Source organism: Gimesia benthica, assembly GCF_009720525.1.
GTDB classification, from domain to species: domain Bacteria; phylum Planctomycetota; class Planctomycetia; order Planctomycetales; family Planctomycetaceae; genus Gimesia; species Gimesia benthica.
On sequence record NZ_CP043930.1, the window covers coordinates 6,046,109 to 6,068,256 of the forward strand.

At 53.9% G+C, this 22,148-nt stretch carries 18 protein-coding genes and 1 tRNA gene; 10 read left to right on the forward strand and 9 right to left on the reverse strand.

Features of this window, described 5'->3' with window-relative positions; translation table 11 throughout:
- Window positions 1–48: 48 nt before the first annotated feature.
- The 9 genes from F1728_RS23430 (at window position 49) to F1728_RS23470 (ending at window position 9,231) form a co-directional block, all read left to right on the forward strand.
- The gene (locus F1728_RS23430; RefSeq protein WP_155366100.1) at window positions 49–1,122 is read left to right on the forward strand and encodes a hypothetical protein; all 1,074 of its coding nucleotides are present in this window, start codon (window positions 49–51) and stop codon (window positions 1,120–1,122) included.
- Between the two features lie 109 nt (window positions 1,123–1,231).
- The gene (locus F1728_RS23435; RefSeq protein WP_155366101.1) at window positions 1,232–1,975 is read left to right on the forward strand and encodes an NTP transferase domain-containing protein; all 744 of its coding nucleotides are present in this window, start codon (window positions 1,232–1,234) and stop codon (window positions 1,973–1,975) included.
- Window positions 1,976–2,193: 218 nt separating this feature from the next.
- The gene (locus F1728_RS23440; protein ID WP_145042428.1) at window positions 2,194–3,141 is read left to right on the forward strand and encodes a ribose-phosphate diphosphokinase; all 948 of its coding nucleotides are present in this window, start codon (window positions 2,194–2,196) and stop codon (window positions 3,139–3,141) included.
- A 45-nt stretch (window positions 3,142–3,186) separates the two neighbouring features.
- Window positions 3,187–3,687 carry a hypothetical protein gene (locus F1728_RS23445; RefSeq protein ID WP_155366102.1) on the forward strand — a complete coding sequence of 167 codons (501 nt, stop codon included), beginning with the start codon at window positions 3,187–3,189 and terminating at the stop codon, window positions 3,685–3,687.
- Window positions 3,688–3,726: 39 nt separating this feature from the next.
- The gene (locus F1728_RS23450) at window positions 3,727–4,641 is read left to right on the forward strand and encodes an SDR family oxidoreductase (protein ID WP_155366103.1); all 915 of its coding nucleotides are present in this window, start codon (window positions 3,727–3,729) and stop codon (window positions 4,639–4,641) included.
- A gap of 131 nt (window positions 4,642–4,772) precedes the next feature.
- On the forward strand, window positions 4,773–6,059 hold the full coding sequence (aroA, locus tag F1728_RS23455; protein ID WP_155366104.1) for a 3-phosphoshikimate 1-carboxyvinyltransferase: 1,287 nt from the start codon (window positions 4,773–4,775) through the stop codon (window positions 6,057–6,059).
- Window positions 6,041–7,474, forward strand: a complete 1,434-nt coding sequence (gene rsmB / locus F1728_RS23460; protein WP_194242487.1) for a 16S rRNA (cytosine(967)-C(5))-methyltransferase RsmB — start codon at window positions 6,041–6,043, stop codon at window positions 7,472–7,474. Before aroA ends, rsmB begins: the two co-directional genes overlap by 19 nt.
- 217 nt (window positions 7,475–7,691) lie before the next feature.
- On the forward strand, window positions 7,692–9,017 hold the full coding sequence (locus tag F1728_RS23465; protein ID WP_228030311.1) for a DNA-directed RNA polymerase subunit alpha C-terminal domain-containing protein: 1,326 nt from the start codon (window positions 7,692–7,694) through the stop codon (window positions 9,015–9,017).
- Window positions 9,018–9,160: 143 nt separating this feature from the next.
- Window positions 9,161–9,231, forward strand: a tRNA-Gln gene (locus F1728_RS23470).
- A 70-nt stretch (window positions 9,232–9,301) separates the two neighbouring features.
- Here F1728_RS23470 and argS read toward each other — a convergent pair.
- From argS to F1728_RS23515, 9 genes are all read right to left on the reverse strand, one after another.
- The gene (gene argS, locus F1728_RS23475) at window positions 9,302–11,266 is read right to left on the reverse strand and encodes an arginine--tRNA ligase (protein WP_155366106.1); all 1,965 of its coding nucleotides are present in this window, start codon (window positions 11,264–11,266) and stop codon (window positions 9,302–9,304) included.
- Between the two features lie 119 nt (window positions 11,267–11,385).
- Window positions 11,386–11,748, reverse strand: a complete 363-nt coding sequence (rsfS, locus tag F1728_RS23480; protein WP_228030312.1) for a ribosome silencing factor — start codon at window positions 11,746–11,748, stop codon at window positions 11,386–11,388.
- 71 nt (window positions 11,749–11,819) lie between these two features.
- Entirely contained in the window at window positions 11,820–14,432 is a 2,613-nt protein-coding gene (locus F1728_RS23485; protein ID WP_228030313.1) for a sodium-translocating pyrophosphatase, read from the reverse strand.
- A gap of 303 nt (window positions 14,433–14,735) precedes the next feature.
- On the reverse strand, window positions 14,736–15,143 hold the full coding sequence (locus F1728_RS23490; RefSeq protein WP_228030314.1) for a Minf_1886 family protein: 408 nt from the start codon (window positions 15,141–15,143) through the stop codon (window positions 14,736–14,738).
- Window positions 15,140–16,195, reverse strand: coding sequence for a PSP1 domain-containing protein (locus tag F1728_RS23495; protein ID WP_228030315.1), 1,056 nt, complete (start codon window positions 16,193–16,195; stop codon window positions 15,140–15,142). Before F1728_RS23495 ends, F1728_RS23490 begins: the two co-directional genes overlap by 4 nt.
- A gap of 201 nt (window positions 16,196–16,396) precedes the next feature.
- Window positions 16,397–17,458, reverse strand: a complete 1,062-nt coding sequence (gene holB / locus F1728_RS23500; protein WP_155366108.1) for a DNA polymerase III subunit delta' — start codon at window positions 17,456–17,458, stop codon at window positions 16,397–16,399.
- Between the two features lie 17 nt (window positions 17,459–17,475).
- A complete protein-coding gene (locus tag F1728_RS23505; protein WP_155366109.1) occupies window positions 17,476–17,757 on the reverse strand; it encodes a biotin/lipoyl-containing protein in 282 nt (93 codons plus the stop codon).
- Window positions 17,758–18,657 carry a lipoyl synthase gene (gene lipA, locus F1728_RS23510; protein WP_145042418.1) on the reverse strand — a complete coding sequence of 300 codons (900 nt, stop codon included), beginning with the start codon at window positions 18,655–18,657 and terminating at the stop codon, window positions 17,758–17,760.
- A complete protein-coding gene (locus F1728_RS23515; protein WP_155366110.1) occupies window positions 18,644–19,390 on the reverse strand; it encodes a lipoyl(octanoyl) transferase LipB in 747 nt (248 codons plus the stop codon). Before F1728_RS23515 ends, lipA begins: the two co-directional genes overlap by 14 nt.
- Before the next feature lie 512 nt (window positions 19,391–19,902).
- Here F1728_RS23515 and F1728_RS23520 point away from each other — a divergent pair.
- Window positions 19,903–22,020 carry a COG1361 family protein gene (locus tag F1728_RS23520; RefSeq protein ID WP_194242488.1) on the forward strand — a complete coding sequence of 706 codons (2,118 nt, stop codon included), beginning with the start codon at window positions 19,903–19,905 and terminating at the stop codon, window positions 22,018–22,020.
- Window positions 22,021–22,148 lie beyond the last annotated feature (128 nt).

Sequence of the window (22,148 nt, forward strand, 5' to 3'; positions counted from 1 at the left end):
GCCACTGAACTGACCACAATTTATAGACCAGCGTCGGATTTTGATGATGTGATTCGTGCGCAAAGTCCGACTCCCACCTACGAGGAATCGATTCCTTACGGAACAACTCCGCCAGCAGGGGGAGGCTATCCACCAGCAGGGGGAGGTTATACCGTACCGGACGGACAACCCTTCGATCCGAATATGGGAGCCGGAAACCTCTACGGCGCACCGTCTCCCGGACCGGGATACGATCCGTTCCTGACACCTGGCGCTGGTGGCATTGTCGATCCCTATGCAGGTTCGCCCATGCCCGGTTATACGACTGGATTAAATGGTCCTCAGCCGTTTCGTTTTGGCTGGAGTTCCAGTTTAACCTTTGGTCTGATGCCCAAAGTTCGTACTTATGCACAGCCCGGCGGTGCAGATGGTGGTAATTTTGGTGTCTTCGAAACCGATGTCGACCTGAAATATTCAACTCCCCTGCGGAGTGGCTGGATCTTTTCTGCAGCTCCCGAATTTGATTATCGGGGCTGGAATGGTCCTCAGTTTATCTCACTGCCCGGTGCTGGCTATCGCTTTGGGAGTGACCTGGCATTATCGACGCCGGCCAACGGCCTCTGGAGTGTTCAACTTGGTTTCACGCCCGCCCTGGCTTCCGACTTCGGCAAAAGCCTGAGCTCGCATGCCTGGCAGTTTGATGCTCGTGTCGTGCTGTTCTATCGTCCTTCTCAAACCTGGATGTTTGCCGTCGGTGCCGCTTACTGGGACCGGTTGGGTGATTACATTATTCCTTATGCTGGTGTTGTCTGGACCCCGAATGATCTCTGGGAAATCCGGGCGATGTTCCCCAAATCACGCGTCAGTCGCTTCCTGGGTAACGTCGGCGATAAGAGCGTCTGGCTGTATGGTACCTTCGAATACGATATCGAGTCCTTCGAAGTCGAACGAACCGGTATCGCCAACCGTGACCAGGTGGAATTCCAGGATTATGCTCTGATGCTCGGTTTGCGGGGCGAAGGCGCCTGTATGTCGATGTTCCTCGAGGCTGGTGGTGTATTCCGTCGTCGTGCTTACTTCGGTTCCGGTGGCGGATTTGATACCAAAGACGGCTTCATGGCCCGCTTCGGCTTCCAGTTCTAAATCAGATCTGTGCTTCAGCGAACAACAGGCTGTGATGGAATTAAAATGAAACACGGAGCGGTTTGGCTGATGTCTTTCCGCTCTTTTTTTATAGATAAAGGAATTTGAAGTGAGCGCTCCTGCTGCAGTGATCCTCGCCGCTGGTAAAAGTACCCGGATGAAATCTGAACTTCCCAAGGTCCTGCACCCGATTCTGGGGCGTCCCATGATTGATTATGTGCTGGACGCCGCCCGCGCTGCCGGCTGCGAAAAAATTGTGGTCATCGTGGGGCATAAAGCGGAAGAGGTCAAAACAGCGTTGTCCCACCATCCGGATGTGGAGTTTGCTCTGCAGGCAGAACAGAAGGGGACGGGACATGCCGTAATGATGAGTGCCGATAATCTGGCCGAACATGACGGACCGGTACTCGTACTCGCGGGAGATACACCACTGTTGAAAGGGAGTTCACTCTCGCGTCTGCTGGAAGTTCAGCAACAGCAGAATGCTGCCTGCGTAGTAGGGACCGCGATCACCGAAGCCAACGAAGGTCTCGGACGCATCGTGCGCGACACGAACGGCAGTTTCCTGCGGATCGTGGAACAGAAAGATGCGACCCCGGAAGAAGCTGCGATTCTTGAAATCAACACGGGCTGTTTTGCATTCGATGGCAGACAGTTATTCAAAGCTCTGAATCAGGTCAGACCCAATAACAATCAGGCCGAATACTATCTGACCGACTGTGCAGAAATTCTACTCAAAGACGGGGAAACGGTCCTGGCAGAAACCGCATTCACTATCCAGGAAGCGCTGGGCGTCAATACCCAGGAACAGCTGGCTGAGGTCGCAGACATTCTGCAACAGGAAACGGCGTAATAATCGCTCCGGTTTCCATGGAATCCTCAGCCGTTAATGCCAGTAAAAAATGTGCAAAGCAAGGCATTTGGGTAGTTTCGCATGAAATCGAAAGCTCATGCTTGACATCTTTCTCTGGATAAGCGTGAATAGAGAAACGGACCGGGCAGAACTGTCTGGCTCTCGCAGATCTGAATCCCGCTACCCCAGGTATTGCACTACTGCAGGCTTTTTTTTCAATGTATGACCACCTCACACTTCTCAGTGGACGAGCTCATCCCAAACTGGCCGGAGAAATTGCAGAATATCTCGGCATTCGACTGGCCTCAGTCGAATTATCGAATTTTCCGGATGGGGAAATCAGCCTGAAACTCAATCAGAACGTGCGGGGACGCGATGTTTTTATCGTGCAGCCCACTTCACCGCCGGTCAATGATAACCTGATGGAACTGTTGATCCTGATGGATGCCTGTCGACGTGCGAGTGCCGAACGGATCACCGCCGTCATTCCCTATTTTGGCTATGCCCGCCAGGACCGGAAAGACTCGGGACGGGTTCCGATTACCTCCAAACTGGTCGCCAACCTCATCAACGAAGCAGGCGCGGATCGCGTCCTGGCGATGGACCTGCATGCAGCTCAGATTCAGGGTTTCTTTGATACCCCCGTGGATCACCTGTATGCAGCGCCGATTCTCGACCGCTATTTCCGCAGCCTGAATATTCCCGATAAGGATCTGGTGGTCGTCAGCCCCGATGAAGGCAGCATCAAGCGGACGCTGCAGCACAATAATAATATCGGGGGCACGCTGGCGATTGTGGATAAACGCCGCAAGAACGCCCTGGAAACACAGCAGGCCAATATTATCGGCGGTCCGATCGAAGGCAAAATCGCCCTGCTGTTTGACGACATGATCTCCACGGCCGGTTCGATTGTGGGAGCCGTGAATGTGGTTAAAGAGCATGGTGCCAAAGAAATTTATGTTGGTGCTTCCCATGCTGTCTTTTGTGGACCGGCAATCAAGTCTCTCAGCGAAGCTCCCATCAAAGAGATTGTGGTGACCAACAGTCTGCCGATTCCCGATCAGGACAAGCTTTCGAATTTACGTACGATTTCGATTGCACCCCTGCTGGGAGAAGCCATTCGCCGAATACATCGCAATGAATCGGTCAGCCACCTGTTCGACTGAGAGACGTCTGGGAGTCACAGTGTCTGAGCGGAATAAGAGGTTCTGATGGCGCTTCACGAACAGGACCGCGAAGATCTGATGCGGGAAGCGATCGCCCTTTTTCCCCGGGCAGAATTCCAGGTACCTCGGGAATCAGAACCCGTTTTCTGGGGACAGAAACGCAGTGGGCAGTTTTCGTTTTACTTAGGCGGCGATCCGGTTTACCAGTTCGATGAAGAGGGACATCTGAGGCGCGCCTATCTCGACGGCCACCTCTATCGGACCCAGGGGAACACACTGGCCCGCTTGACTAAGGTGAGAACGGCTGACTCTTCCACACTTGAGCGTTATGATCTGACGCAGGCGGAACTCGAGGATGTACTTGATAGAATGGCGGACCGTTTTACCAGGCTGCAGACAGAGCTTGAAGCCCCGGACCGGTTTCAGTTAACCGAGTACCTGACGGATTCAACAGAAGAGGAACTGCGCGAGCAGATTCAGGCACAGATCGCCCTCGTGTTGCAGGGAGCGACTCAACTGGCCCCCCGTATTCGCGGTAAACGTTGAAGCAGGGCACACATAAAATTTCAGAGAAAACAGGTTCCGATGCAAAAACTGATCATTGGTTGTGGATATGTAGGACGGGAAGTGGCTCGTCGATGGCTGGAGGCGGGGCACGATGTGGCTGCACTCACGCGCTCGGAAGCCAACGCACAGCAGTTTTCCGATCTGGGAATTCAGCCCGTCCTGGGAGAGATCACAAATCCGGAAACGCTGCAGGGCCTCCCCGAGTCGGAAACCGTGTTGTATGCGGTGGGCTTTGATCGATCTGCGAGCCAGTCTCGACGCGAAGTTTACGTCGAAGGTCTCGCGCATGCCCTGTCAGTAATTAAAGAGCGTACACAGCAGATCATTTATCTCTCCAGTACCAGTGTCTATGGTCAGACGGCGGGGGAGTGGGTCGACGAGACCTCGGCATGCGAACCGGAGCGGGAGAACGGGCAGATCTGTCTGGAGGCAGAACAGTTGTTCGCCCAGCAGAAACTGCTCGGAGAAGCAGTTGTCGAGGGAAACGCACGGGCTGTAATTCTCAGACTGGCAGGGATTTATGGTCCCGGGAGACTGCTGGCCCGGATGGAACAGATCAAAGCGGGAGAACCACTGGCGGGTAGACCTGATGCCTGGCTGAATCTGATTCATCTGGATGACATCGTTCAGACAATCCTCCGCTGTGATGGAGACTTGCAGCTCGCTTCCCATTATCTGGTGAGTGACAGTCGTCCCGTAACGCGTCAGGAATATTACGAAACCCTGGCTCAACTGCTCGAAGCACCTCAGCCCCGGTTTGCGACGGGAGAAGCGGCGGATGTGAAGTCAAAATCGACCCGCCCTAATAGCACTGAACGTGCTGCTGGTGTTAATAAACGATGTAATAACAAAAGGTTACGTGAAGAGCTGGGAGTGCAGTTACAGTATCCCAGTATCTGGGAAGGGCTCTCTCAGGCGATTAAAAATACCTGAGACCGATCAGGATCACAGGTCCCTCACTTTAGCTTTGGCGAGCGAACGTGTATGCTGTGTGGGTGTAGACGGTCTGTCGCAGATCCTGATCCGTCCGTATCAGAAGCCTTTCCTAGTTCATAGTTTATCGCATGTCCGACACTTACCAGGTTCAACCAGTTTCCGGTCCGCTCAACGGGGCTGTCAGACCACCCGGTTCCAAGAGCATCACTAATCGCGCGTTAATTGTCGCTGCCTTGGCAGAGGGGCAGACTGAACTGACCGGCGTCCTGGACAGTCGTGATACCCAGGTGATGATCGAAAGCCTGAACCGACTGGGAATTAACGTCGATCACGATCCGGAAAATTGCACAGTCGTCGTTCAAGGCTGCGGGGGCCAGATCCCCGCCAGCGAAGCGTCACTCTGGCTGGAAAACAGTGGCACCAGTATCCGTTTTCTGACCGCGCTCTGCTCGGTAGGGCAGGGGGAATTTCAGCTGGACGGTAACGCACGTATGCGGCAGCGACCGATTCAGGATCTGATTGACGCCCTTGCACAGCTGGGAGTCGATGTTTCCTGTGAATCCGGCACTGGTTGTCCGCCAGTCCGGGTAAAAGCCCGAGGATTGTTGGGTGGAGAAACGGCGATTGCCGGTAATGTCTCCAGTCAGTATCTGAGTGCCCTGCTGATGGTGGCGCCAGCTGCACTGGGACCCACAACAATTACCATTCAGGGCGAGATGGTTTCGAGGCCCTATCTGGACATCACCCTTGGTGTGATGGCGCAATTCGGTGTGACCATAGATCGAGTGCAGAATGATGTCTGGAGAATCCTGCCGCAAACTTATCAGCGACCCGGCGCCTATGATATTGAGCCGGATGCTTCCGCCGCGAGCTACTTTTTTGCAGCAGCTGCGATCACAGGCGGTTCGGTCACCGTGGACGGACTCAACCAGGATGCCTTGCAGGGAGATATTAACTTCATCCGCGTTCTGGAAGACATGGGCTGTGACATCAAGCGGGACCGTAACAGCATTACGGTACACGGGAAACCCTTAAAGGGCATTGATGTTGATATGAATGAAATCAGCGATACCGCCCAGACGCTGGCAGCAGTAGCTCTGTTTGCTGAGGGACCAACGTGTATCCGCAACGTTGCTCATATCCGACATAAGGAAACAGACCGTCTGTCTGCCATCGCGACCGAACTGAAACGCATGGGGATTCAAGTCGAAGAAACGGATGACTCCGTGACAATTCATCCCGGAGAAATTCAGCCGGCGGTGATTGAGACCTACGACGACCATCGGATGGCGATGAGCTTTGCCCTGGTGGGGTTGAAGGTGCCCGGTATTCAGATTGCAGATCCCGGCTGTACTGCGAAAACATATCCCCGGTTTTTTGACGACCTGGAATGGTTGTGTGGTCAGACGTCGTGATGAAAAAAAACGTCTGGGAAGATCAATCAAAGTCCCGTCCGGCGGATGAGCTGGCGCTACCGCAATATTTTCGTTCCGCCCGGCAACTCGCCTTTTTTCTGCTGGAAGCGTATCGCACGGAGGACCAGTTTGTCGCTGATTCCCTGCAACAGTGGAGTCGTCGGATCGATCTGTCGCAGCAGGACCGTCGCCTTGCAATGGAAATCAGCATCGGCGTGATCCGCCGCCAGTTGACACTGGACACACTGATTGAAAGCCAGCTCACACGCCCCCGCGAGAAGGTTGAGCCGGCACTTTGGACACTGCTCAGAACCGGCGTCTATCAGCTGGTGATGCTCGATCAGATTCCCGATCATGCTGCTGTTTCAGAAACCGTCGAACTGGCCGGAAAGGTCGGCAGGGAACGCTGGAAGAAACTGGTGAATGCCATCCTGAGGTCAGTGGGCAGACTGCTGACCACAGACGAAGTCACAGAGCCCCAGGCGAATGCAGTCCCACTCAGCGCACAGCGGTTTCGCTGTCTAACAACGGATCTGTTTCCGGATCCGAAAGTCGATCAGGCAGGATATTTTTCGCGGGCATTCAGCTATCCGCAGTCGGTGATGACAGACTGGTTGTCGCGATATGACAGCCAGCAGGTTCAATCCATCGCGCAATGGTTCAACCAGCGTAATACCCTCTACCTGCGTACGAATCTGCTGCAGAACAGTCGGGATGAACTCTTGAACGAGCTGCAGTCTGCAGGAATCGCAGTCAGCCCGGGCGCAGAGCCGCAATCAATCCGTCTCGAAAACGCAGTTCCGCTTGAGTCACTGGTCGGCTTCGATGCCGGTAAGTTTACCATCCAGGATGAATCGGCGATGGCCGCCGGCAACCTGCTCAGTCCGCAACCGGAGGAAACGGTCTGGGATCTGTGTGCAGCACCGGGAACCAAAACCACACATCTGGCAGAGCTGATGTTCAATCGGGGTACGATCGTCGCCACCGATGTCTCCCCGGACCGTCTGGAAAAAATCGAACAGAATGCATCCCGACTGGGGCTGACCTGCATTCGCACACAGTTGATCAACACCAGGGGGGCTACGCTGCCTGAAGAGCAGTTCGATGCCATTCTGGTCGATGCTCCCTGTTCGAATTCAGGTGTGCTGGGGAAACGCCCTGAGGCTCGCTGGCGGCTGGAAGAGCACTCTCTCCAGGAACTCCAGAAGATCCAGCAGGACTTACTGCAAACAGCACTCAGACAGCTCAAACCGGAAGGCCGGCTCGTGTATTCCACCTGCTCTTTTGACCCACGGGAGAATGGCGAGTTGTTGAAAAAGGTGTTAACCCAATTCCCGGAACGACAGATCGTCCAGGAGAACCTGCACCTGCCAGGAGCACCCAGCGATGGGGGATATCAGGCCCTCGTACGCTGATTTGGCCAGAAATGGTGAACTTGTGTATCTTTTGTGGTGTCGAGAAGAGGCCTGAGGTACATAACTACAGCCGGATAAGGGGCTAAACAGGCCTTGATGGTTGCCGTTTGCCAGGTCAGACTGTAAGATTTGAATTTGTGAAATTTGGCAACAGGTTCTGTGAAAAAGCCCGTTGTACGCTTCCATCTGCGCGCCAGCTGCAATAAAGGAACTTAGTGTGAGTGTCGACGAATTAATTGACGTAAAAGGTGTATTTAACAGCACTGAGAGTGTAGGCTACTCGGATGTCGAGCAATTGAAAAGAATTGTTTGCTCTGATCAGGTTTCAGAGCTCAACAGTGAAGTACAGTCGCTCGTCAAACGCATTGCAGACGGAGAAAGTTCTTCGGCACTGTGTGCCCGGGTCGGCATCGCCCTGCATCTGCTGGGTAAGCATCGGCAGGCCGTTATCGAACTGGAAAAAGTCACGGATAACGCAACCGCTGCTTTTTTTCATGCCGTCTCGCTGATCGCTCTCAAACGTTATGACGATGCAGATCAACAGCTGGAAGCTGCTGCCAAGCTGGGTTACGACTCGATCGAATGCTCGCTGCGGCGTGCAGAAACCCGTCGTCTGGTCAGCAAGCTGGATGAAGCAGAATCGCTGCTCTCTTCCATCGCCAAAGATGCCGCTGGTCGTGCTGAGTACTCATTCCAGATGGGTTGCATTCGGTCCGATCGTGGCGACCTGTATGGCGCAATTGAATACTTCGAACGTGCCGTCGACATGGATCCCCGTCATTCACGGGCTATCTTCCGTCTGGCTGGAGAAAACGCATCACGTGGAAACGACGAAGATGCGATTCGCCTGTATGAGCAGTCTCTTTCCAGCCCGCCGTTCTACCTAGGCGCGATCCTGAACCTGGGTCTGCTTTACGAAGACATGGAAAACTACCCGGCTGCTGCCTTCTGTTTCCGTCGGATTCTGGAAGCGGATCCAACCAACGAGATGGCAGCGATGTACCTCAAGGACATCGAAGCAGCCGACAACATGTACTACGACGAAGAGACTGCCCGCAACGAAGCCCGCATGAAGCAGCTGCTGGATCGTCCCGTTACCGACTTCGAACTGTCTGTCCGCAGCCGCAACTGTCTGCACGCGATGGACATTCACACGCTGGGTGATCTGACACGCGTCAGTGAAAACGATCTGCTGGCCGGTAAGAACTTTGGGCAGACCTCACTGGACGAAATTCGCGAGATGCTGTCTTCCTTCGGTCTGCACATCGGTCAGAACCTGCACGAGGCTCTGGGGCAGGAAGGTGGCTATGCCGCTCTGCCTCCGGAACTGGCAGACAACCCGGTTACCGAAAAGCCGATCTCCGATCTGGGGCTTTCCGTGCGTTCGCGAAAATGTATGTCGCGTCTCGGTATCGGCACCATTGGTGAGCTGCTGCGTCGCAGCCCGGACGAGCTGCTGGCCAGCCGGAACTTCGGTGTGACCTCGCTGAACGAAATTCGCGAGAAGCTGACCGAGATGAACCTCAAGCTGCGTAACGACTAGTGAAATAAAAAGATCCCGTTTTTCTGAAAGAGAACTCTTGTCAGATTTGCGGAGATCCAATAAACTCCGTTCGCCAGGTTCATTACTGGTCTCCAGCGGTGAACCTGAGTTGGGCTACTGTGTCTGAATTGACAGAAACTCATTACCCGGTAGTGTAATGGTAGCACAACAGATTTTGATTCTGTTAGTCAAGGTTCGAGCCCTTGCCGGGTAATATTCATAAAAAAACGCATTCCATTTTGTGGAATGCGTTTTTTTTTGTTTCTTGATGCGAGAGCAAAGGATCACATTCGCTCGCAGGTTCTGATCCCCAGGAGTGACAGGCCATTCTGAACGACCCGGGCGGTCAGATCGGAGAGCAGCAGTCGGCTCGTTCTGACAGTCTCATCGTCAGCCTTTAACACGGGGCAGACGTCATAGAAGGTACTGAAGAGGTCAGCCAGTTCGTAGAGGTAGTTGGTCAGGTAGTTGGGCCGTGCTTCCGCGGCGACACTTTCCAGGATCTCAGAGTACCGGTTGATTTTCATCGCCAGGGCGATTTCGGTAGGTTCAATCAGGTTGAGAGACTGCTGATGCGTCCGCAGTTCTTCTCTGTCGATGCCTCCCTTGCGGAAGATGCCATTCACCCGGGCATAAGCGTACTGCATGTAGGTGGCCGTATCACCCTGCTTGGCCAGCATTTTGTCCAGGTCAAAGATATAGTCGCTGTCCCGGTTGTGCTTCAGGTCGGCGTATTTGATGCCTCCCAGCCCCACAACTTCAGCGACATCCCGTCTCTCGGCTTCATCCAGTTCCGGGCCATTCGGTTTGGCATCGTCATTCTGGGACACGATCTGGTAAGCGCTCTCGATAGCTTCGTCCAACAGGCTTTCCAGGCCGACCGTATCGCCCGATCGGGTTTTATAAGGTCGTTTGTTTTTGCCCAGTACGGTTCCGAAGCTGACGTGTTGCAGTTCCAGATTGGAGTAGCCCCATTCCTTGACTGTGGCGAACAGCAGTTGAAAGTGTTCGCTCTGTCGGGAATCAACCACGTACAGGACTCGATCTGCTTTGAGCTCCTCTGCCCGGTACTTGATCGTTGCCAGGTCGGTTGTGGCATAGGTGAAGGCACCATCCTGTTTCTGCACGATGAAGGGAGCCTCTTTGCCTTCGATGAAAACACAGATCGCTCCCTGGCTCTCAGTTGCCAGACCTTTGGCTTTCAGGTCCGCGACCACATCCGCCAGCATGGGCTGGTAATAGCTTTCCCCCAGTGCCATGTCAAAGTGGATGTCAAGTCGATCGTATACGCCCTGAATGGCATCCAGGCACTGCGGGAGAAACTGTTTCCACAGGTCGTTGTTCTCAGCATCACCGGCATGGAGTTTTGCGGTTTCTTCCCGCGCCAGTCGAGCGATATCCGGAAAGGCGACCGCCTTGCTGTGCAGGTCTTCATTGGCTTCCAGCTGGCTGAGGCTTTCCTGCAGTGAACTGAGGGCTTTTTGTTTGTCATCCAGTTCGGCTTTGAGTTTTTTAAGCTGTTTTTGTACCTTTTTGTCAGTCTGGTCTGCTGTTCCCTCGAGCGTCTGCAGCTTTTCCGTCAGCTGCTCGATTTCCTGTTCCTTCTGCAGAAGAGAGTTTTTAGAAGCGTGGTAATCAGACAACTGGTTGACCAGCCGGTAAAGTCGTGCCAGCTCGGTAACCGGGGCCTCCTGGAAGGCTGCCTGGTTTAGAAAATGCTTGTAGCCAAAGATGATCATCCCGAACTGGGTACCCCAGTCGCCGATGTGGTTATCACCTACGACATCGTGCCCCAGAAATTTCAGGACCCGATAGTTGGCATCGCCGATCACGGTACTTCTCAGGTGACCGACGTGCATCGGTTTGGCAACATTCGGCGCGGAGAAGTCGACCACGACTTTCTGAGGCGTTTCAGCGGCGGACACGCCCACTCGTTCGTCCTGAACCAGCTGCCGGGACTGTTCCTGGAGCCAGTCCTGTTTGAGTTTGATGTTGATAAAACCCGGGCCGGCAATTTCCAGTGGTTCACAGAAATCAGACAGGTCCACCTTTTCGACGATTTGCGCGGCCAGGTCACGCGGTTTCAGGTCGGGAATTCTGGCTGCCAGTGGCATCGCGAAGTTCGCCTGGTAGTCCCCGAATTTGGGGTCCTGTGAGGCTTTGAGCATGTCGATGACCGAAGAGGGATTGTCGGTCCATTCAGTTAATACAGGTTCAAACCGGCTTCTCAGTTCGGCGAGGATATTCATGTTTCTCGTTCCGCTCGGAGCGGGGGCGCTCCGAATTAATAACATCGATACAAAGGGGGTACGTTCCTGGTACCCAGAATACACGCTGCAACGTCAGATTGGTAGAAACCGCGAGAGGCTTACTGCGAATCCGCGGGTTTGTGCGACTGCCAGTCCAACTGGGGGGCATCCCCCCAGAGACGCTCGAGGTCGTATAGCCCGCGGGCATCATCGGTGAAGATGTGCAGCACTACGTCGCCATAGTCACCCAGGATCCAATTGCTGTCCTTGCCTTCGATGTTGCGGCGATTTGCGTGATCCTGCTTCATCAGGACTCGGATTTCCTCGGCAATGGCATGGGCCTGCCGCTGGTTGTTCGCGGTGGTGATGATGAAGTAGTCGAACAGTGGGGTGATTTTCGTGACGTCGAGGACCACGATGTCCTGACCTTTAAACTGTTCGCAGACACGGGCGCACAGGCAGGCACGTTCCAGACTCGACATGCTTTCGACGGAATCAGATTGTTGAGAAGGTTCGGTATTGATTTTGGTGACCTTTAGCCTGTTTCAAATACTTAAAATAGCTCTAATGCGTATTGGATGATAAAACCGGCTATGACAACAGAAACCATACTCATCAACTTGATCAGAATATTCAGGCTGGGACCGCTGGTGTCCTTGAACGGGTCACCTACGGTATCACCTACTACTGTGGCTTTGTGCGCATCAGTTCCCTTGCCGCCATGTGCGCCTGCTTCGATGTACTTCTTAGCATTATCCCAGGCACCACCGGCATTAGCCATCATAATGGCAACTGCGAACCCACTCGTCAAGGCTCCCACCAGCAGGCCTACTACGCCGGGGACTCCCAGCAGGACACCCACGACAACCGGGGAGAGCAGGCCCAGCATAGCGGGCAGAATCATTTCACGCTGTGCCGCAGCTGTACTGATTTCGACACAGGCGGCGTAATCCGGTTCGGCTTCGTTTTCCATAATCCCTGCGATTTCACGGAATTGCCGCCGGACTTCGTCCACCATCGCACCCGCGGCGCGGCCGACAGCCTTCATTGTCATCGCACAAAAGACGAAGGCAATCATCACGCCGAAAAAGATCCCAACCAGTACCTTGGGGTTCAGCAGCGAGAAATTATAGAAACGGGAGAAGTCGGGGACGGTCGCTTTTTTGACTTCCACACAGTCGCTGCGCAGCAGGAGCTCTGTGATGTTCAGACCGTTGATAATCGATCCCACTTCAGCTTCTTCGATTTTGGTTCGCCCGGGCGTAATTTGCGTCTGGTGCAGGGCGGGGAACAGCAGGTAACCCATGTTGTTGTGTTTGGGAGCGTTGCCGTCCTTGTCTGGAATACGGAGCGCGATACAGTTTTTGCTCAGCTTCAGTGCAGACGCATTCGAGGGATCGTCGGTTACCGTTTGCACGATGGCAGAGTTCTCAACCCAGCGTTCAAACCCGATGCGGACTTCTTCCACGTAGGCGGCCAGCAGAGCCAGCGCTGTCAAAGCAGCTGAGCCGATTGCGAAGCCTTTTCCGGTAGCAGCTGTCGTGTTCCCCAGACTGTCCAGGGCGTCGGTTCGCTGGCGTACAAACGGTTCCTGCCCGCTCATTTCCGCGTTACCGCCGGCATTGTCGGCAATCGGACCATAGGCATCGGTGGCGAGTGTCACCCCGAGTGTGCTCAACATCCCCACAGCGGCGATCGCAACGCCATACAGGCCCATCGCGAATACCTGCGAGTTCTGGAAGTCGAAGCCGGTGCATAAGCCAAAGGCGACGATGATGGCGACACCAATCACGAGAATCGGTACCCAGACGCTGTAAAAGCCTTCTGCGATCCCGGCGATAATCACGGTCGCTGGACCAGTTGAAGACTGATCCGCGATGAAGCGAGTCGGTTTGAATTCATCGCTGGTAGAATACTCGGTCCATTTCCCGATCAGCCAGCCTGCAACCAGACCGGAGACGATCGCGCCGAAGACACCAAACAGTTTGTTCCCCGTCAGCAGTGGAGAATCTTCTGGGATTCCCGCGGACTGCGAAGGGATTACCAGCATGATCCAGACCAGGCCCAGGGAGGCGACAATCACACAGAAGGCGGCAGTGTCGATTCCCTTGGCCAGTGCTTTCAACAGATTTTTTTGGGATGCACCTTCCTCTGTTTTCACCATGAAGATCCCGGTGACCGAAAGGAAGATTCCGACTGCGGCCAGACACATGGGCAGCAACAGGCACATCATCTGCATTTTGGGATAACCGTGATATGCGGCGACACCCAGAGCACCACTGGCCAGGATGGAACCACAGTATGATTCATAAAGGTCTGCCCCCATGCCGGCGACATCACCTACGTTGTCGCCCACGTTGTCAGCAATCGTAGCCGGGTTACGCGGGTCGTCTTCGGGGATGCCTGCTTCCACTTTACCGACGAGGTCGGCTCCGACGTCCGCGGCTTTGGTAAAGATACCACCACCCACGCGGGCAAACAGTGCCTGGCTACTGGCTCCCATACCAAAGCAGAGCATGGTGACGGTGATCTCAGCCAGAGGCATCTTGACGATCCAGTGCAGGACACCGAACCAGAGACTGATGTCCAACAGTCCGAGCCCCACAACGACGAGTCCCATCACCGCACCACTGCGGAATGCGACCTGCAGGCCGTTGTTGAGTGATTCTTTCGCCGCATGGGCGGTACGAGCACTGGCGAGTGTGGCGGTTCGCATACCAAACCAGCCTGCCAGTGCAGAGAAAAAGCCCCCCGTCAAAAAGGCGAAGGGGACCCAGTGTGATTGAGTGTTGAGGCCAAAGGCCATGAAGGCAAGCAGTGCACAGACCACGGCAAAGAACAGGGTCACGACCTTGAACTGCTGGTCCAGGTAAGCACGGGCTCCTTCACGGACATGCTCGGCGATGGTCTTCATGCGGGCGTCACCTTCGGACTGCGCGACCATCCAGGAGAAAAAACGATAAGCAGTAAACAGGGCGAAGACCGCACCTGCAATCGCAAGTAGCCAGCTGATGACGACGGATTCAGATGCGGCCACTGGTGGCGAGGCATCTGATGTTTCTGCTGCCAGCAAGGGAGCGGAGCAGAAGAGCATGCTGATGGTTAGAGTGATGAGTTTGGGAACAGGACGAACGAGCGAGTAGCGAGCGACGGTAGAAAACCTCATCCTTAGAGTTAACCCCATTTAATAAGCCGTTGTAAATCTTGTTGTAAAACCTCAAAACCTCATATGATTCCGGGCAACAGTCAGCACAGGTTTTTCAAAGGATCAAAAAACCTACAAGTAAAACTCCAGCAAAAACTCTATCCGGGGAGTGTATCACGTAAGGTTTTTTTTGCAATAACAGTAACTTAACAAAGTTGGTTAAACGCAAAAACTTACGGAGCGCAGCAACGCGCGCAGACGAGAATTGTAAGAGGTGAAAATGGGGACTGACGGGCAGGTGCCAGAGTCGCGGCGAATCGGTCTTTACGCAGGGTTGCGTGTGAAGACTTCGCTGGTGTCGATGATGTAGTTCGCGTCGAACACCTGCTGGAAGTCGTAGATGTCGACGAAATCTTCCAGGCGATCGTTGTCGGTCTTCCGCATTCTGCCATGCTCGATCATTTCGAAGACCATCTTGCCGAAGTCTTTGGTAGATTGCACGCCCCATTGTTTGAACACGGTTTGGGTCATCAGGCCGAACTGTTTGAGGGCCAGAATGCGCACTCCCTCCAGGAGTTCCTGTCCCGAAACATGTGCTTCTTCCTGTTCGGGGAGTTCTGAGATGGAGTGTGCGTAAATCTCTTGCGCCTGCTGCAACGCTTCAAAGATAAAGTCGTAGGCATTCGGGTGATATTGCAGTTTGGGGCGGGTTAGATTGGTTGCAAATGTCATGTTTTCACCCATACCTTCTTACTCGAGCGTTTGCGGTCTCTGATGTTGTTACAATCCAGTGTTTCTGTCACAGAGACCTTCGTCAATACTATCTTAGGAGATTGCGCTTCAGATAGCGAGAAATTATCATTGGGATTTTCAGGAAAATCAATCCCGATCTGGCCAATTTCAGCGGGCCGGTTTTTGATTGAGTGATTTCCCGTTCCCGGGGGCTGGCCTTCCCCTTTTTTCTTCTTGATGACTTCCTGAATATCTTTTCTATGGACAATTGATTTTCGCGAATCGGGATAGATCACCTGAACGCATTCCGAAAGGATATCCTGATTGGTGACTTTTCCTTCCCCCTGCTCCGTGACGACGAATGAACCGACCGGGGGCAGTTCTTTTTTATAACTGCGGTAAGTGTCGTACTCGTAGCGCAGGCAGCATTTGAGTCTGCCACAGCGACCGGAAAGCTTGTTAGGGTCCAGTGAGGTTTTCTGCAGCTTGGCCATCTTCATGGATACCGGTGGCATTTCGGTCAGATGTGTTCCACAACACACTGTTTTGCCGCAGTCGCCGTAGTCGGCCAGCAGTTTGGCTTCATCCCGGACACCAATCTGTCGCATTTCAATCCGTGATCGATATTTGCGGGCCAGCGCTTTGACCAGTTCGCGGAAGTCGACGCGTTTCTCGGCCAGGTAATAAAAGATGATCCTTTCCCCACCAAAAATATGTTCCACATCGACCAGCTGCATCTGCAGCTTGTGTTCTTTCACCAGGTCCTGGCAGCCTAGAAACTCTGTGCGTTCCTCGTGTCGATTCTTGTCACGCTGGCGATAATCATCATCGGTGACAGAGCGAATGATGCGGCCGACGGTTTTGGTATCTTTCATGAAGGAGCGTACGCGGTCCGTGGCGGGAGAGAGAATTTCGCCCCATTCATGACCGCGATCGCTTTTGACAATGACAGAGGCATTCCGTGGCAACTCATCGGGGCCCTTGGTGGAGAACTCGCCAATCATGCGAGTTGACCCGTAGCGGACGATGTAACCTGAGACTTCGTTATTCATCTATGATAATTTCATCGAATGGAGATCAGAAACAGCAGCAGAATGGCCCGCGGATCCCTCGGGAAGAATCCTCTGCAGGAGAAGTGTGGATTCTGCTGTTAAGATTCTATTATAGCCGAACAGCAGGGATCAATCTCTATCGATTCGGGTGAAATCGTTTTTTTTAAAAAGCAGACTGTGCCCAGTTACTGGCACTTGCGTTCAGGAAGTGCTTTTCTGCAGCGACCGGAGGTCTTCGCTCAGGTTTTCGATACAGAGGCTGATCGTGGCGTTCCGATCGATCTGTTCTTCGGTTTCCAGCAGTCGATCCAGCAGCGAACCCAGCTTCTCGATCCGGTCTTCGGTTGAGCCGGGGAATCCGTTCACAAATTTGTCGATCTGCGCATTGTTCACCGCCGACTCATGTCCGGCGGCCGTCTGTAATGCCTGGTGATAGAAGTCGGCACAGAAATGCAGGATCCAGTGAGCAGTTTTCCGCTGAGCTGCAGTATTGCCGCCGATATCATCCACTGCTTTGATCACCGCCTGTGAAAACGCCTGCGGACGGAAGGGATGCTGGCACAACAGGCGCGTGATGCTTGTCCTGAGTTCCTGCAGGTTCTCATCCAGCAACTGGCTGGCGACATCCAGCGAGCCCCCCGACAGTCGGGCAACCTGTTGCGCCTGTTCGGGAGACTCCGCCAGTTGATGCTCCAGCAGCAGTTCGGATACATCGTCTGCAGAGAGTTCAGCAAACCGGATCAGCTGGCAGCGGGAACGAATGGTGGGCAGGATCGCATCCAGCTCACTGGCGATCAGAATCATCAGGTAATTCGCCGAGGGCTCTTCCAGGGTTTTCAAAAGTGCGTTGGCGCTCTCGGCATTCATTTTGTCAGCGTCGTCAATGACTGCAATCCGTCGATTCCCGGTCATGGGACGGAGCGACATTTCATAACAGACCCCTTCGCGGCCCCGTCGCTCTTCGCTGCCGATGATCAGGCTTAAAGGGAGGATGGCTTTGTCGGGAGGGCATTCGATGCTGATCAAATCGGGATGCGTACCGGCGGCCATCTGTTTGCAGGAGTTGCATTCGCGACAGCAGCTGAGCTGGTCTGAGGGAGTCTGTTCACAGAACAGGCACTGGGCAAGATAACGGGCGACCCGGTTCTTACCCACGCCCACCGGACCGGCGAACAGCAGCGCGTGCGGCAGGCGTCCGCGGGACAGGGCCCGGTCGAGCATTTCCAGAATGGTTTGATGACCTCGGATCTGGTCGGTTGTCATGGCATTTCCGTTTCTGATCACTCAGGTCCAGAGTCAGCTGTTTCGTCTGACGGGCTGGCTTCGGAAGATTCGATCCAGCCCAGCACGGTCCCCTCGTGCACTTCGTCTCCGGATCGACATTCACAACGGGCAAGCGTTCCGGTGCAGGGGGCCGCCACATCGAATGTCACACCGGGAATCAGAAGTTCGACAACCCGGTCTCCCCGGTTAACCGGTTCTCCCGTTCGTGTCAGCCAGAGACTGACCGTCAGTTTCTGATCCTGATTTTTCAGGGGAGGAACCGTGATCGGGGTCGGCATTCAGGACTCTTTCCCCAGTACCGATGCCATTTCGCCTGCATGATAACTGGAACGGACGAAGGGACCACTGGCCACCAGTTTGAATCCCAGTGCCCGCACCTGATCGCCCACTTCATCGAATTCTTCCGGCGGCAGGAAACGCTCAACCGGCAGGTTCTCAGGCGTAGGCTGCAGGTACTGGCCGATGGTCACAATGTCACAGCCAACGGCCCGCAGATCGGCACAGACTTCGAGTATTTCCTCGCGTGTTTCGCCGAGCCCCAGCATCAAACCACTTTTCGTGACGATGCTCGGATCAGTATCTTTCACCTGCTTCAGCAGATCCAGGGTCCGCTGATAGACGGCGTTCCGACGGACGCGGTGATACAGACGCGGCACCGTTTCGGTGTTGTGGTTAAACACATCAGGATGAGCTTCAATCACCCGCTGAATGGCATCACGATTACCACGGAAGTCAGGAGTCAAGACTTCGATGTCTGCCCCGGTCCGTTCGCGGACTGCCAGGATGCAGTTATAGAAGTGTTCTGCCCCGCCGTCGGGCAGATCGTCACGCGTGACAGAGGTAATCACCACATGTTCGAGGCCCAGACGGGCGGCTGCTTCCGCTACGCGTTCGGGTTCGTCCAACTGTACGGTTTCGGTTTTCCCCTTGGCGATCGAGCAGAACCCGCAAGGTCGCGTGCAGACATTTCCCAGGATCATCAGGGTCGCTGTTTTATGCGACCAGCATTCGGTGCGATTCGGGCATTTGGCACTTTCGCAGACGGTGACCAGATTGAGGTCTTCGATCACGTTGCTGGTGAAAGCCATGCCGGGCTTCGGCATGGGCCGTTTGAGCCACTTGGGAAGACGCTGCCGGGGTGCGGGGGCGGGATCGGTGATGATATTAAGTGTCGACATAAACTTTCTTCTTTACTCGATGCAGTAACGGGTGTCGTGTAAAAATGTGGGGATCCGGATAGCCGAACTGCTGAGCCAGGTTGCGAATCATGCTTTCGCGAACCGAACCCATACTGGCTTCCCGCGTGAGCGTTGCCGACAGGGAAGTCACGCGGTGGTCAAATCGATTGGCGTCGATCAGACGCTGCAGTTTCATATCAGGAGACACATTAATATACAAACCATAGTAAGAAATCCAGGATTTGATCGCAGCCCCCAGAAAGGCAAACTGTCCACAACGGCCCAAAATTCCTGAGTCATCCGGACAGGTTTCACAGTCGACACCCTGCTCGCCGGCTGCACTGCGTGTTGCCCTCTGCAGATGATCCCGGAATTCGCTGATGCCAATGCCCAGCTGTTTGAGGGGGAACAGGGGATAAACGGCCAGTTGCCCGGGGGCATGCAGCAGGGCTCCGCCTCCCCGATTCGTCCAGCGAACCTCAATCTGTTTCGCCTTCAGGTCGTGATAGGCCCCGGACAGCTGGTGATGGCTGCCTTCACGCCCCACTGTAACGATGGGCGGGTGTTCACAGACAAACAGAACTGCGGACTCGTCCTGCTGGTAATGGATCTCTTGCAGAGCCCGTTCCTGCAGTGTCAGCAGGGAATCAAAGTCCACACAGCCCAGCAGGTAGACCTTCAGCGTCTTGTGCTGACGCATGGAATGGCCTGTCTCTGAAGCGGATAAACTCATATATGCCTGCTGTATGTCTCGAAAATAAGGGATCCGGTGCCGGACTGTAAGCTAACAGTCATTTTGAGTCTGAGTGACCATGAGTCAATCGCCAGAAAATGAAAATCGTGTTTTGCCTGATTTGTGAGCCCGGTTTCAACTGCAGGCTCCTGTTTGCCAGAATGGGAAGGTTAGGGGACTGTGGATGATTCTGGAATCGATTTTGGGATGGTGTGTCGTTCTTAAGTGTTGATCTGATAGTGGATTATGTTATTGGTCGTGCTCTGTGAAGTACAGGCAGTGGTGCAATCGGAATAACCGGAAAAGCTTATAATTCCAATTTATTTTAAAAAATCATTACAACTCGTTCAATTATGTGAATCGTTACACCCGATAGAGAGAGATGGATAAAAGTAGAAAACCTTCCTGTGCATGATCCAGATACTACAGCTCTCACAATTCTCATCATGTCAAATCCAGTAACTCAAACATCCCTATCCAGCAGTAAGTTCCTATCGGTAAGGAGAAACACAATGCGACGCGGAAAAAAGATGCTCGCGATATTTTCAACCATGGTAATGAGTGCGAGTATCGCAACCGCCGATGATCGCATGATGGAATCAAAGTCTCCCTTTGATTCTGCTCCCCCTTCCAATTCCAAAGCCAGTATTCAGTACTTCTCCGGACAGAAGTCTACGGGTGAAGCTGCCGGCACCTCGGGAAATATCACCATTTCCCAGCCGAAGCAGACTGCGGCTCAGCCTGGTGCAGAGTACCAGCCCACCGGTAAAGCCCGTATGTCCCAGGTACCGAACTACTACAAGGAGCTGTTCGGTCAGGAACGCCCTTACCGTCGCCTGGAGCAGAAACAACAGCAGGCTGAAGTCAAGCAGTCCGCTTTTCAGCAGGTAGACCACGCGGAACCGGCTGGAGAGCAGAAGCGGTACCGTTTTGAAGAGTTCAATGCGGATCAGTCTAAAAAGAATATTGTGCATGCTGAGTTTCAGCATCATAAAGGTACACAGGGCAAAATTCAGCAGGTCAGTGCCGGCAGCGGTCAGAATCCATTCCGGACGCCCACCGAATTCAAACAGCCTGCTCCTCAGGCACCTGGTTTGACCATTCCCCGGATTCCGGATAATCAGACTGTAGAAAACAAACATCATCTGACCTTCGGAAAAGCTGCACAGGAAGAAACTGTTGCTCAGCCTTCCGGTGTAACCATTACTTCCACACCTCAGAAACGTCGTGCAGCAGCCGTGCAGGTGAAGCCTGTCGGAACTGCCTCTGAAGTTGCGAAAGCCAAAGTGTCTCACAAGTGGATTAAGAAAAGTGAAATCAACGTTGGCCAGGAATGCGAGTTCGCACTGGAAGTCACCAACGAAGGTAAAGCATCTGCCAGGGACGTCGTCGTGGAAGCCTTCTTCCCGGTATCAGTTCGTCTGACAGATGCCACTCCCCGGCCCAGTGCCAGCCATGATCATCTCGAATGGAAGTTTGAATCACTGAACGCCGGTGAAACCAAAACCATTGAGATCTCAATGATCCCCAGCCAGCGAGGTGCGATTACCGCTGCAGCGAATGTTCGGTTTACCAACTCTCTGACTGAGTCCTTCATGGTTGCTGAGCCTCTGTTGCAGGTCGCAGTTAAAGGTCCTACCAATGTCATGATTGGTGAGCCTGCTTCACAGTCAGTCACCATCTCCAACCCGGGAACAGGTACCCTGCACAATGTTGTGCTGGAAGCTGAAATTCCTAAAGGCCTGGAACACGTGACTGCCGAGTATCTGCAGATGCAGGTCGGCTCGCTGAATCCTGGCGAAACCCGCACCATCCGTCTGGCCCTGGCAGCTGTCCTGGGTGGCGAACAGGTTGTGAAAGTTGTCGCTAAAGCTGAAGGTGGCCTGGCTCAGGAAACTCAGGCTCGTGTGAATGTGATCGCTCCCAAGGTTCAGGTCGCCATCGAAGGTCCCGGACTGCGTTACAAAGGCCGTTCTGCACAGTACACAATTTCCACTGTCAATGATGGTGCAGCTGCTACCAACAACGTTCGCGTGCTGCATAAAGTTCCTGAAGGATTCGAATTCGTCAAAGCCGATCGTGGCGGTCAGTTCAATCCTGAAGACTCCACCATCAGCTGGTTCCTGGGACGTATGGAGCCCGGTCAGTCAGCCAATGTCAACGTCGAACTCAAGACCAAAACTATCGGCAACTACGTGCACCACGTACGTGCTCTGTCTGAACACAACGTGAAATCCGATGCACAGATTCAGACACGCATCGAAGGGGTCGCCCAGCTGGTTCTGGAAATTGCCGACCTGAACGATCCGGTCGAAATCGGAGCCGAAACAGGTTACAACGTGGTAGTCAAGAACGACGGTAGTAAATCTGCCCAGAACGTTTCTGTCTCCTGCGAACTGCCTCCCGGAGTTGAGCTGATCTCTGCCACCGGTCCTACTCAGCACATCGCTGAGAACGGTGTGGTCGTCTTCAAATCTCTGGCAGGTCTGGCACCTGGTGACTCGGTTCAGTTCCAGGTCATCGTACGCGGCAGTGTCGAAGGTAACCAGCGGTTCCGGGCTCGTCTCGCCAGCGATTCGATCCGCGATCCTCTGCTGTTCGAAGAACTGACTCGCTTCTACCGCGACTAAGTTCTCTGCGAATCGAAGATTCAAACCGAAGCCAGGTCAGTACATTTCTGACCTGGCTTTTTTCGTTGAAGCAGAACCCTTGTTGAACAACGAAACGAGTCTGGTTTGAATACGTTTGGGATTATTGG

Excerpts from the sequence above, each read along its gene's own strand:
- F1728_RS23440 (WP_145042428.1), top strand. The coding sequence starts at position 2,194 with ATGTATGACCACCTCACACTTCTCAGTGGACGAGCTCATCCCAAACTG.
- F1728_RS23445 (WP_155366102.1), top strand. The coding sequence starts at position 3,187 with ATGGCGCTTCACGAACAGGACCGCGAAGATCTGATGCGGGAAGCGATC.
- F1728_RS23450 (WP_155366103.1), top strand. The coding sequence starts at position 3,727 with ATGCAAAAACTGATCATTGGTTGTGGATATGTAGGACGGGAAGTGGCT.
- aroA (WP_155366104.1), top strand. The coding sequence starts at position 4,773 with ATGTCCGACACTTACCAGGTTCAACCAGTTTCCGGTCCGCTCAACGGG.
- argS (WP_155366106.1), bottom strand. The coding sequence starts at position 11,266 with ATGAATATCCTCGCCGAACTGAGAAGCCGGTTTGAACCTGTATTAACT.
- rsfS (WP_228030312.1), bottom strand. The coding sequence starts at position 11,748 with ATGTCGAGTCTGGAACGTGCCTGCCTGTGCGCCCGTGTCTGCGAACAG.
- F1728_RS23485 (WP_228030313.1), bottom strand. The coding sequence starts at position 14,432 with ATGAGGTTTTCTACCGTCGCTCGCTACTCGCTCGTTCGTCCTGTTCCC.
- F1728_RS23490 (WP_228030314.1), bottom strand. The coding sequence starts at position 15,143 with ATGACATTTGCAACCAATCTAACCCGCCCCAAACTGCAATATCACCCG.
- F1728_RS23495 (WP_228030315.1), bottom strand. The coding sequence starts at position 16,195 with ATGAATAACGAAGTCTCAGGTTACATCGTCCGCTACGGGTCAACTCGC.
- holB (WP_155366108.1), bottom strand. The coding sequence starts at position 17,458 with ATGACAACCGACCAGATCCGAGGTCATCAAACCATTCTGGAAATGCTC.
- F1728_RS23505 (WP_155366109.1), bottom strand. The coding sequence starts at position 17,757 with ATGCCGACCCCGATCACGGTTCCTCCCCTGAAAAATCAGGATCAGAAA.
- lipA (WP_145042418.1), bottom strand. The coding sequence starts at position 18,657 with ATGTCGACACTTAATATCATCACCGATCCCGCCCCCGCACCCCGGCAG.
- F1728_RS23515 (WP_155366110.1), bottom strand. The coding sequence starts at position 19,390 with ATGAGTTTATCCGCTTCAGAGACAGGCCATTCCATGCGTCAGCACAAG.
- F1728_RS23520 (WP_194242488.1), top strand. The coding sequence starts at position 19,903 with ATGCGACGCGGAAAAAAGATGCTCGCGATATTTTCAACCATGGTAATG.